This is a genomic window from Terribacillus jepli (assembly GCF_047228925.1).
Lineage (GTDB): Bacteria > Bacillota > Bacilli > Bacillales > Amphibacillaceae > Terribacillus.
Genome location: NZ_JBFEGH010000002.1, coordinates 188,863 through 201,120 on the forward strand (window position 1 = coordinate 188,863; position 12,258 = coordinate 201,120).

Genomic DNA, 12,258 nt, shown 5'->3' on the forward strand with positions numbered 1-12,258 from the left:
CCATTCAGCATCATTCACCAAAAAGTTAAGTTTACTTAATTAATATATTTTTCATTATAATTGTTTCCCGTACTTTGTAAAGCCATCAAAAGAATTCAAAACAAAACAGCAAGGATGGCAAACTGCCTTATCCTTGCTGATCACGCCTCTGCTCTGTTCATCTTGAACCGTAAACTAGAGTTGTTATATTACGCCGTGTTGTTTCAACGTCTTTATCTCCTCAAGGGAATAACCTAAACCCTTCAAAATTTCTTCATTATTCTCCCCCAAATCCGGTGCAATCGACCGGATGCTGCCCGGTGTCTTTTCAAATTTGGGAACAATACCAGGTACTTTGATGGCTCCAAGTCGTGGGTGCTTTACTTCTACAATATTTTCACGTGCCTGATATTGCTCATTTGCAAATATGTCAGCTACACTGAGTACCGGACTGATCGGCACACCGAATTCATCCAGTTTCTGCAATAACGCTTCTCTCGGATGATTGCTGATCCAATCGGCAACAATTTGATTGATTGCTTCATTATTTTCCAGTCGGCTTGCGTTCGTGTGATAACGTGTGTCTGTCAGTAAATCAGCGCGATTCATTGCAGCTGCCAGGCGATTGAAAGTTGTATCAGTGCTCGTAACCAGCACGACCCAATGCTCATCCTTCGTTTTGAAGGTTCCGGATGGGGACGAATGTCCTGCTAAACCAGGGGAACGTTCACGGATTTTTCCAAGCTGATCATATTCGGCTACGAGAAATTCCATCATGCGAAAAACCGATTCATAAAGCGCGACATCTATCATCTGCCCATCCCCGGATGCATTTGTATCACGGTGGTATAGTGCCGTAACAGCGGCAAAGGCAACATAGATTCCGCAAATATAATCCGTTAGGGAAAATGGCGGACTGACCGGGTGCCGGTCGGCGAATCCTTGTAAATACGTGTAGCCGCTGAATGCTGTGGCCGGGGTTCCGAAGCCAGCCTTTTCCCGGTATGGCCCAGTCTGTCCATAGCCAGAAACACGAATCAAGATTAAATCTGGATTGAGTTCTTTTAAGACATCGTAGCCTACGCCCCATTTTTCCAGTGTCCCAGGTCGGAAATTCTCCACCAGGATATCATGCGTCGCGGCAAGCTTCTTCATGATTTCCACACCTGCTGCTTTATGCAAATCCAGCGTCAATGATTTTTTATTCCGTGATAAACCGGGCCAGCGCAATGGCTCATCATCCTTGAATGGACCGACACTTCTTGATGTATCTCCTCTTCCCGGAATTTCCACTTTCGTAATTTCTGCACCAAAATCCCCTAGTAATGCCGTTCCGAATGGTGCTGCGATCATGGTGGAAACATCCAGCACTTTCACACCCTCCAAAGGTGTTGGCATGATCTTCTCCTCCTTTCTTAAGGAATGCTCACATGTGACTTTTCATCATCAGGAGAATATATATCATTGATATTCCACTTTCCGTCTGTCGGAACTGGCTCATTTTTCATCGCTACATCGATTACTACCGGTTCATTTGCGGCAATTGCCTCTTTCAGCACACCTTTGAATTGTTCAGCGGATTCAATCTTGATTCCTTTTATGCCATATCCTTTGGCGATGGCAGCAAAATCCGGTGTATAACTGCTGCCATCCGCCTGGAATCGTGTGCCATAGGTTGTATCGTAATGTGCCATTTCCAGACCGGCGATAGTACCAAAGGCACTATTATTCATGACAACCCAAACAACCGGGATATTTTCTTCTTTTGCTGTGGCGAGCACAGACGGATTTTGTCCGAATCCACCATCGCCAATCAGCGAGACTACCACTTTGTCAGGGGCGGCTATTTTTGCTCCGATTGCTGCAGAACTGCCGAAGCCCATTGTGGCAAAACCACCCGGTGTCAAAATGGATCCTGGTGTATAAATAGGGAACTGCTGACCAACGCCATTTTTATTCCAGCCTACATCCGTTGTAAGATATGCATCCCGCGGCAGGACATCGCGCACCTCAGTCAAGATGCGCTCTGGTTTCATCGGGAAGGCAGTGCTGCTCACGTTTTTAGAAATGCTCTCCCGAAGTGATTGACGATAGTTTACGATTGCTTCTCTTAATTGCTCGTTTCGGTCGATACCATCCGGATACAACCGCTTTGCCACACGATTCAATGTGATGAATGCTTTTTTCAAGTCAGCAATTGCGCCAATTTCAGCGGGATAATTGCGTCCGATCTCATTTGGGTCGATATCGATATGAATCAATTTTGTTTTCGGGAAATCGAAAGTTACGTTATCATACCAAGAGCTTGAATCGGCTTCAGAAAAACGGGTGCCCGCTCCGAATAGATAATCGGCATTTTTCGTCTGCTCATTGATGAATTTTGTACCCCAAAAGCCAGTCATGCCAAGTGCCAGTTCATGGTCATCAGGCAAGACGCCTTTTCCCATCAAGGAATGGGCGACCGGAATATTCATATGCTCCGCAAATTCCCGCAGCTCGCGCGTGGCATCGGCCAAAACGACTCCGCCACCGGCATACAGAACCGGACGATCTGCCTGTGCCAGTTTCTCTACGATGCGTGCTGCTGTCTCTTCATCCAATGAAGGTTTTTCCACCACCTGGATATGATGATCCAATAGCTTAAAAGCCTCTTCCTCGATTTCCGTTGAGAATATATCCATCGGCACCGAAATAAGGACAGGGCCTGGGCGGCCGCTTTCTGCCAGCTGGAATGCTTTTTGAAGGATTTCTGGAAAAAGCGCTGCTTGATCGACGCGCCATGCTCGTTTTACGAATGGACGATAAATTTCATATTGAGCGCCGTCAGCGTGCATATTCACTTCCTGGTGAGGATGCTTCCCGTAGTAGTAGCTTGGTACGTCGCCTGCAATGACAACCATAGGAATCGAATCCAACGCTGCATTGGCAACACCGGTTGCGGCATTCGTCAAACCGGGTCCTAAATGACTCAGTACTACTGCTGCTTTCTTCGTAACCCTGGCGTATCCGTCCGCTGCATGCGAAGCGATTTGCTCATGGCGCACATTGATGAATTTGATTGAGCTTTTTTCCAATTCAGCCAGCACTGCGATATTGGTATGGCCGCATAGCCCGAATATATGCTTTACACCGCGGGATTCCAGGTATCTGACTAACTGCGCCGAAATCAGTTTTTTCATGATAAAGTATCCTCCTAGCTCTTTGTGTCCTGCTCACAGGAAATCCTGCAGCACGATCATCTTCATTTCCGTCATTTCTTCTGCAGCAAATCGCGGACCTTCCCTGCCGATGCCGCTATCCTTTAAACCACCATACGGCCAATGATCAAGACGGAAATTCGACGAACCATTGACGATTACACCGCCGACTTCCAGTTCTTTTGCAGCCTTGCGGATGACTTCCAGTGAGTTTGAAAAAATGCCCGCTTGCAGCCCGAATTCCGAATCGTTCACATCTTTGATTGCTTCATCCAAATCGGCATAAGGCAGTACACTGACTACAGGACCGAATACTTCCTGGCACACGACCTTGCTTCGTTTTTTTGGTTTCAGCAATATTGCCGGGTCGATGGAAGCGCCGTCTACATTCCCGCCGTGGATCAGCTCTGCTCCTTCAGCCACAGCTTCATCGATCCATTGTTTGACCCGCTCTGCTGTCTGCCTGTTCACGACACACCCGACATCCGTACGTTCATCTTCCGGATTGCCGACAATGAGCGCTGCTGTGAAATGCTTTAACTTCTCGACAAATGGGAGAAAGATTTGTTCGTGGACATAAATGCGCTGGACAGAAATGCAGCTCTGACCGGCATTACTAAACCCTGTTTTTGCACAAATGGCAGCCGCCCGCTCTACATCGGCATCCTGATGCACTATGGTTCCTGCATTGCCTCCGAGTTCCAGCAGCGCCTTTTTCATCCCGGCAGTCTGGCTGATTTGCCTGCCACCTGGAACCCCTCCGGTGAATGAAACAAGATTCACTCGATCATCCTGCACGATTTGTTCACCTATTTCCTTTCCGCCCAAGACCATATGAATTGCTTGGACGGGCATCCCGGCTTCCAGCAGCAATTCCACAAGTGCTGTCGCGATCAAAGGCGCTTGCGGTGCTGGTTTCAATAAGGTGACATTTCCAGCGGCAAAACTCGGACCAATTTTATGACAAATCAAATTCAGCGGCGCATTAAATGGGGTAATTGCTGCAACCACTCCTACTGGGATGCGGAATGTCAACGCCATGGAGGAAGTCCCACGGTCTGATGCCCCTCCCGGCAACGTCTCCCCAAACAGCCGTTTTGCTTCCTCGGCTGACAGCTGCAATGTTTCAATCGAGCGGGCAACCTCATCACGCGTATTTTTCAGCGCCTTGCCCACTTCTTTTGCAATCAGAATCGCAAATTCTTCCTTGCGTTCCTCCAGCAGCACTGCTGCCCGATACAGCACCTTTGCCCGGAAAGCAGGTGAAAGATTTGCAATCTTTTTCTTATGGAGACGTGCTGCTTCCAACGCTTGGGCAACCTCATTTTTGTCCGCCGTGAATTGGACACCAACTGTTTCACCTTGATAGGGACCTATCACTGGCATAGGCTCGCGATTATCCTCCAACCAAATCCCATTCACGAATGGCCGGGCCTTTCGCATTTGCTCTCACTCCTTTTGCGCGTCATTCGGGATAACACCTGTATATCGGACAAGCTTCTCATCATTTGGACAAGGGCCCTTGATCAACGTTCCTTGCATCAATTCCTCGTAGGCATGGGCGACTATCCCCATTCCTCGCGACAGGGAGAAGATACCTTTTGCTGCTTTTGCCGGAATACCGATCTCACACTGGATGGCTGCAGAAATACCATCAACATTGACCGTAAACTCCCGTTTCTTCACTGCTGACATGGATTGCCGATAGTCCTCAAGAATAGCCAGATATTCTCCGCTGATTTCGCCGCTGTCGATCACTTTCTGTGACAAATCATACAGCCTGCTGACACGCGGATCCTTGTCATGCAGCTGATGACCAAAACCTGGAAGCTTCTTTCCTGCCGCAAGGAATTGCTGGACGTTTTCCGCTACAGCATTTGTATCAGCAGCCAGTTCCGCCTTCGTTTTATATAAGAGGTCCATTGCACCTTCCACAGCTCCGCCATGAATATCCCCCAGCATATTGATGCCAGTGGCAATAGCCGAATTAAAGCTGACACCACAAGTTGCTGCCATTCTCGCTGCCGCTATCGATGGGGCACGCGGGCCATGGTCGGCACCGGCTACGAGCACACTTTCAAACAATTTGGCTTGCTGGTCGGTCAATTCCTTACCTGTCAGCAGAAAATACAGCATTTGGCTGTAGGTAATATTTCCGATCAAATCTTCTACTTCTTTCCCGCGAAGGATGATTTGATTTTTCTTGATGTCGCTGATCTCCGTTTCCCACCAAGCTCCGCCACTTTTGTAATGCTCCAATGCACTTCGTCTGCTCATGTTTTCACCTCGTATTCTTGTACACTAGTATATGTTCACATCATCCAGGTTCAGACTGATATATTCCTTTGCCGACTGCAAGCACCTTTTGGCATATTCTTCAAAACCCAACCTCTCTGAGCGCTGCAAATGCGGTATCTCTAAAGAATATGGCACTTTCGGAATCTCTTGTAATATATCTCTGATCGGAATACCACCCTCGCCGATGTAAAGACGCTCCTCCCGCATGATCTTGATCATCTGCTCTTTCGTTGTTGGGATTTCCTTTACTGCATCACATAAGTGAAACATACGGAACCATTCGTCAGGTATTCCTTTGAGATCGCTTACATTTTCTTTCGAGCGGTGAAAATGGTGGGCATCGATCATGAGCCCGGCATTTTCCTGAGCTGCAGCGCGCAGCATGCTGACTGCCTGCTTCAATGTTGCAACGGATGCAACAGGGACGAATTCCAATTCTATCGTTAGTTGATACATTCTTGCCAATTCACATAATTCGATGAAACGTTCGTTTGCAAAAACAGCATCATCTGTCCAAACGCTGCACAGCACATGCCGCGCCCCTAGTTCTGCTCCGACTTCAAAGGCCGGTTCGTACTGTTTTGGATTCATGCCATTCACTATTCTTGCTAGCTCGATATCCAGTACTTGGAGCCCGGTTTCCCGAAGTGCTGCCTTTGTTTGTCTCAGCATCTGCCTATTATCAGCTAAGTCATAATCCGGCTCATCTCTCAATCCCATACAAATCGGTCTGATGCTTACAAAATCAAATCCTGCCCTGGCTGCGACATACGTAAGGGCTGGGGGAGGACATGCCAATGCTGTCAGATGCGCTAACGAAAATTGATCCTTCAAAGTGAATCAACCTTTCTGTTTGTTCATTCTTCTGAGCAAAATCCGCCATCTTTTTTATTTGATCCTAGCCACCCAATAAGAGCAGCGCTATTTCCGGAATGAGGATGATAAGAATCAGTGCAAGAAGCATGATTGCAATATAAGGGACGATAGCTTTTGAGATTTTCATGATCGACAAGCCGGATATTTCGCTGGCAACAAATAAATTGACGCCAATAGGTGGTGTGATGAATCCGATGACCAGTGTCAGGATGATGATTATCCCATAATGTACCGGATCAAATCCCAGCTCGATTCCAACCGGAACCAACAGCGGTGTGAAAATAATGATTGCTGCCGTTGTATCCATCACCATTCCGACAAAAAGCAGCAAGATCACAATCAGGGAGATCAGAATCACAGGATTGTCGGAAATCGACAGCATTCCGCCGGCAATTTTAGCAGGCATTTGTTCAATGATCATGATTTTTCCGAATGCTGTGGCGGCCCCGATAATCAGCATGATAGTCGCCGACATCAACGCTGCATTCCGGCATACATCATACAAGTCTTTAAGCTTCAATTCTTTATACAGCAGCACCCCTGCTATCAAACCGTATACAACAGCGACAACCGCTGCTTCAGTAGGTGTAAAGAAACCGCCATATATACCGCCTAAAATGATCACAGGTACAATAAGCGCCCATTTGGCATCCCAGACAGCATGTGCCAAGCGTTTGAAAGAAAAAGCTTCCCCGGTTCCGCTGTATCCTTTCTTCCTGGCATAAAAATAGACATAGATAAGCATCAACACAGCAATCAATAGACCTGGCAGTATGCCAGCTATAAAAAGATCACCAACCGCAGTCCCGCTTGCTACGCCGTATACAATCATTGGAATACTCGGAGGCACAATCACGCCTAATGTTCCAGCAGCCGCAACTATGCCAGCGGCAAACTGCTTGCTATAACCTATCTGAACCATTGCAGGAATCATGATTCCCCCGACGGCAGCAACAGTAGCTGGTCCAGAACCTGATATGGCAGCAAAGAAAAAACATGTAATAATCGTCGTCATCGCGAATCCGCCTGCTATATTCCCAACGACTGATTCTGCTACCTTGATCAATCGTTTGGAAAGCCCCCCCTTACCCATGATCTCCCCAGCTAAAATAAAGAATGGTATTGCCATGATCGGGAAGGAGTCGACAGAAGTGACTAATCCTTGAGCTAAAAATTCCATTGGCATATCTTGAGCGTATAAAAGCGTAGCAACGGATGACAAAGCTAGCGCAATACCGATCGGGACGCTTAATAACAGCAAGAGACCAAAGCTGCCAAACATAATGATCGCAGACATTTCTCACTCTCCCCACATCAAATTTCCAGCATTAGAATGCAGATGTTTGCTCTTCATCGGACAGCTTTTCCCCGCTGCGGAGCAGATGGAATTGTTGCAGCAGCTGCTGTATGATTCGCCAGGATGTCAGCAGCATACTGACAGGTGCTGCCATATATACCAACCCCATATTTATTTGCAATGCCGGAGAACTCTGCCCCCACAGATAAATCTGGGTACTGATTTTACCGCCATAAATCAATAGCATCACTGCGAATGATAAGAACAGCAAATTCACAATGATATGGAGGATGACTCGCTGCTTCCCCTTCAGCAATCTATAGATTGCATCAATGCTTATATGCCGCTGTTTTTTCACTCCGTAGCTTATCCCGATAAAAACAAGCCATATAAAGCAGTAACGAGCTAATTCTTCTGACCAGCCAATAGACGATCCCAAGATAAAACGCATGATGATTTGTGCAGAAATGACGACGACCATCACAGACAGTAAACAAACCATCATGCATTCCTCAACGTATCGATTCAACCATCGAATAGGCTTCACAAAGACCTCCCCCAATCCGTCAATTGGTTTCTACCTCTATTTGCTTCAACCATTCATCTCCATACTTCGCTATATATTTTTCACGAACCGGCCTGGTTGCTTCCCGGAAACGCTCCAGCTCTTCCTCACTTAGTTCTGTAATCTTCATCCCCTTCTCTTCTACAATCGCATAACTATCCTTGACTTCCTCCTGATTCATTTTCCGCTGCTCCTTTTGCACTTCATCCGCAACACGTTCCACTGCCGCTTGTTCTTCTTTCGTCAATGATTCCCAGAAAGGCTTACTCACCATGAAAGGACTCGCATTGTAAATATGATTGGTGACAGTCAAATGATCCTGTACCTCATAAAAATGACTGTTCACCACATTTCCCACCGGATTCTCCTGGGCATCGACGGTACCTTGCTCCAGCCCGATATACAATTCACCGTAGTTCATCGGCGTCGGATTGGCGCCCAGTTCACTCCAAAGTTCCATATGCCATTCATTTTCCAGCGTCCGAATATCGATTCCTTTGACGTCATCTATCGTTTTGATTTCACGCACATTATTGCTTAGCATCCGAAACCCATTTTCCCAATAATTCAATCCAACTACGTTCTGTTCGTCTAATTCCGCCAATAAACGCTCGCCCACTTCACCATCTAAAACGCGGTAAGCTTCTTCCTCGTCAGCAAACAAAAATGGCAGTTCGAAAACGTTAAATTCATCAGCAAACTGTGCGATCGGCCCTGTCGACATCGATGCCCCCTGGATCGTGTTCAGCTGCATTCCTTCAAAGACTTCTCTGTCCCCTCCGATAACACTGTTTGTATAAACTTCTACATCAATGCTGCCAGCCGTTTCTTCCTCCAATCTTTCTTCAAATAAATACAGTGCTTTACTCAAGGAACGATCATCCGGCGTAGCGTTTGCAAGTCGCATGACTTTCACTTCTTTTTCTGCTGAAGGAGCATTATTGCAAGCGCTTACAAATAACAGCATGCCAATCAATGATAAAAACAGAAACAATTGTTTCATCCAACCCCCACTTTCCCCTGAATGGAACGATTGTGCTTATTCACTTATAATCTCTTGCAGTCTGACACTTCTCTTCTCACGAATGGAAAGATTGATTGCCTCCAGTACTTCCAACGTTCTTAAACCAGCTTCTCCTGGTACGCGCGGAACAATTCCCCCTTTCAATACATCTTCAAAGTGATCTAATTCAGCAGCTATTGGATCTACAGTCTCAGCAGGCACGTATTGCTTTTCAACCAAAGGATGCTTCCACCCGTATTCTTCCTCGCTGTATTGATAACAGCGAAAACTCGGAAAAGCCAAACTCCCTTTTGTTCCGAAAAAGTAATAACAATCTTCATCATAATAATGATAGATCGGGTTTTCCTTTAGATTGAATTCATAAGACCAAGGAGATGGCACACCATCGGTCAAGAAATAGTGGATAACCGTCCCATCTTCTGCCTCCAAGATTGCCGTGACCGCATCCTCCACGTCAGCTGACCGAACCTTATTCTTCCCGACCGCGTAAACGCTTTCAATAATTAAGTCGGTAACATAGAGCAAGTTATCCAAATCATGAATGCCATTGATCAACAGCGGACCTCCGCCTGCTTTCACACGCCAGGCTTCTTTGTAATAGTCATGATCTTTGGCAAGGGCCCACATCATATTCACACCGACTAATTCGCCTATGACCTTGCTTTCCAGCAGATTCTTCAGATGATTGATCTTTGCCGAATAGCGACGATGATGCCCGACTAAAAGCTGCACCTGTTTTTCCCGGCAATGATCAATCATCTCCCGGGCGGCAGCAGTTGTGTCGGCAATCGGCTTTTCCACCAGACAATGCAAGCCTTTATCAGCACAGTATGTCACAGCTTCTTTGTGCAAGTGGTTTGGCAGGGTGATAATCACGCCATCCAGCGAACAGTTATCGATCAATTCCTTATAATCCGCATATAAAGGAACATCCAGCTCTAATGCCCGTTCTTTTGCACCAGCGTTGTTTCCAGCTACCGCCACCAATGTAAGCCCAGCCGTTTTTTTTGCCTGCTGTGCCAATGTAAATCCATGGTTCAATCCCAACACTGCAATCCGCATCCTGTTAGTCTCCTTTTGCACACTAGTATACAAGTCATCGAATGACACAAAGCCCATCTATTAAGCGTGAGCTTCAAAATACTCGGCATACTTCTCCATTATCTCGCCATAGTGACTGGCAGCTGTGTCGAGATGTCGATGAAGCCTCTGCACAACTCCTTCTGCGTCGTTATTTTGGATCAAGATAATTAAGTCTTCATGGTCACAAATGACACGATCCATTTCCCTCGTCTCAAAAAATTCCAAATAACGGATCCGATTCACATGGCCCCGTACCTGACGTACGACAGCCCCTAAAGTCTGATTCCCGCATATTTCAAGGACTTTATCGTGAAAAACCTCATCATAGTGATAAAAAGTACCAACATCATCACTTTTTGCCGCATCCCTTTGCTGATCCATAATATGCATTAAATCAGCCTTATACTCACTGACCCTAACATCAGCTTGATTCCATTTGACAGCAGCATCCTTAAAAGCGACAGCTTCCAGACTCTTTCTGACTTGGAACGCTTCCTGCACCTTTTTCTTCGATATATGCTTCACCCGGTTACCCTTTTGCGGAATGATCTGCAGGAACCCTTCTGAAGCAAGCATTTGAATCGCTTCCCTGACAGGCGTTCTGCTCAGCCCCAACTCATCGGCTATTGCACTTTCATAAATCATCTGCCCCGGTTTGTATTGTAATGTGATGATTTTATTGTATAAATGTTTATACACTTCATAAGCTAATGTCTTGCGCTGAACAGTGAACTTATTCATTTTGATCATCTCTTCATATTGGATTATATAAAGCGAAAACTGTACTAGTATACATGTAATGGATTGCGCCCCATGCTTCCACTGTATGCATTCGTCTTGGATTAATTCCGGATGACAAGCAAGAAAATAAGCAAAAAAAAATCCTGCAAAATAGTTTTGGGAGGATTATTCCAAATTCAGGAGCCTTTGCTTAACAACATGCAATATGCTACCATCAAAATTGACAAAGGGTATTTCCGGTAAAGAAGGAGGTAGTTAAAAATCAAGTATTTAATCCCGCTGATACTTTTGGCTGGAATCTTGCCTTTGATCGCTACAAACTTACCTGGATCCTTAGATGACTTATCTGTACTCCTTTGGTCAATATCATTCTTTATGTTTATAGTCGCCTTTTACATAGCACTGAAAAAAGCCAAGAACAACCATAAAAATGCACCGCACTAGAAGAAGTGCGGTGCATTTTTTGGGACGCCAATTTCATCTAAAGAAGAGAATGGGGATTCATTCAGAATATACATTTTTCACTCCGTAACCACATTCCCCTTTTTCACTCCAGTTAAAATAGTGACCAAGATGCTACAAATACTAAGAATGGCACCTAGACCTCCGACAAAAATTACCGGGATACTAGGAATCAATAAACCTGCAAGAATAAGACTTGTAAATGCGAAGACGATAAAGGCTTGATAAATAGCTGAAACAATTTTTACTGCCAGATGACCGAAGAACGATAAAATGAAAGGCGGTAAAAACAACAATGCTATTATTCCAACATTCAACCAAATAATCATTGGTTCGTCGAATGAAACCGTATTCGGACCTGTTGGATTTGCAGCAGCTAATAACAAAGCAATAATAGCTAAAACAAAAAGAACAAACACAAAAGACAATCTTTTTACCATGGGAATTCTCCTTTAAGATTTTTTGTATCCATATTGGAAATACTTCTACGGCGAATGCCAACGGGCAGCACTACATTGATGGATAAACAATGCACACCGTAAAGGTATCTACATGGCAATTATCCATACTCCAAGTAAAGACTCCGCCGTTGCAGTTTAATACTATATTTACCAGAAAATGAGATACACTATGATTTGGTACGTAGTACTAATTGAAATGTTTCATTCTTAACCAATAAATTATTTCAATAACCTGATGATAATCATTAGTCGAAAATACTTTCAGGGTTCCGTTT

At 45.4% G+C, this 12,258-nt stretch carries 11 protein-coding genes; all 11 read right to left on the minus strand.

Annotation, left to right across the window (positions count from 1 at the left end):
• Positions 1 to 183 precede the first annotated feature (183 nt).
• Entirely contained in the window at positions 184 to 1,377 is a 1,194-nt protein-coding gene (locus AB1K91_RS03330; RefSeq protein ID WP_413088103.1) for a CaiB/BaiF CoA transferase family protein, read from the minus strand.
• Between the two features lie 17 nt (positions 1,378 to 1,394).
• Complete coding sequence (locus AB1K91_RS03335; RefSeq protein ID WP_413088105.1) at positions 1,395 to 3,158, minus strand: thiamine pyrophosphate-binding protein; 1,764 nt, start codon at positions 3,156 to 3,158, stop codon at positions 1,395 to 1,397.
• 33 nt (positions 3,159 to 3,191) lie between these two features.
• Positions 3,192 to 4,619: an aldehyde dehydrogenase family protein gene (locus AB1K91_RS03340; RefSeq protein WP_413088107.1), complete on the minus strand. Its 1,428-nt coding sequence runs from the start codon at positions 4,617 to 4,619 to the stop codon at positions 3,192 to 3,194.
• Positions 4,620 to 4,625: 6 nt separating this feature from the next.
• Positions 4,626 to 5,453, minus strand: coding sequence for a citryl-CoA lyase (locus AB1K91_RS03345; RefSeq protein WP_413088109.1), 828 nt, complete (start codon positions 5,451 to 5,453; stop codon positions 4,626 to 4,628).
• Positions 5,454 to 5,477: 24 nt separating this feature from the next.
• A complete protein-coding gene (locus AB1K91_RS03350) occupies positions 5,478 to 6,308 on the minus strand; it encodes a sugar phosphate isomerase/epimerase family protein (RefSeq protein WP_413088111.1) in 831 nt (276 codons plus the stop codon).
• Positions 6,309 to 6,372: 64 nt separating this feature from the next.
• Positions 6,373 to 7,647: a TRAP transporter large permease gene (locus tag AB1K91_RS03355; protein WP_413088113.1), complete on the minus strand. Its 1,275-nt coding sequence runs from the start codon at positions 7,645 to 7,647 to the stop codon at positions 6,373 to 6,375.
• Positions 7,648 to 7,678: 31 nt separating this feature from the next.
• The gene (locus AB1K91_RS03360; RefSeq protein WP_413088114.1) at positions 7,679 to 8,194 is read right to left on the minus strand and encodes a TRAP transporter small permease; all 516 of its coding nucleotides are present in this window, start codon (positions 8,192 to 8,194) and stop codon (positions 7,679 to 7,681) included.
• A 19-nt stretch (positions 8,195 to 8,213) separates the two neighbouring features.
• A complete protein-coding gene (locus AB1K91_RS03365; protein ID WP_413088116.1) occupies positions 8,214 to 9,215 on the minus strand; it encodes a TRAP transporter substrate-binding protein in 1,002 nt (333 codons plus the stop codon).
• A gap of 36 nt (positions 9,216 to 9,251) precedes the next feature.
• Positions 9,252 to 10,298, minus strand: coding sequence for a Gfo/Idh/MocA family protein (locus tag AB1K91_RS03370; RefSeq protein WP_413088118.1), 1,047 nt, complete (start codon positions 10,296 to 10,298; stop codon positions 9,252 to 9,254).
• A gap of 60 nt (positions 10,299 to 10,358) precedes the next feature.
• A complete protein-coding gene (locus AB1K91_RS03375) occupies positions 10,359 to 11,060 on the minus strand; it encodes a GntR family transcriptional regulator (protein ID WP_413088120.1) in 702 nt (233 codons plus the stop codon).
• A 521-nt stretch (positions 11,061 to 11,581) separates the two neighbouring features.
• Positions 11,582 to 11,962 carry a hypothetical protein gene (locus tag AB1K91_RS03380; protein WP_413088121.1) on the minus strand — a complete coding sequence of 127 codons (381 nt, stop codon included), beginning with the start codon at positions 11,960 to 11,962 and terminating at the stop codon, positions 11,582 to 11,584.
• Between the last annotated feature and the right edge of the window lie 296 nt (positions 11,963 to 12,258).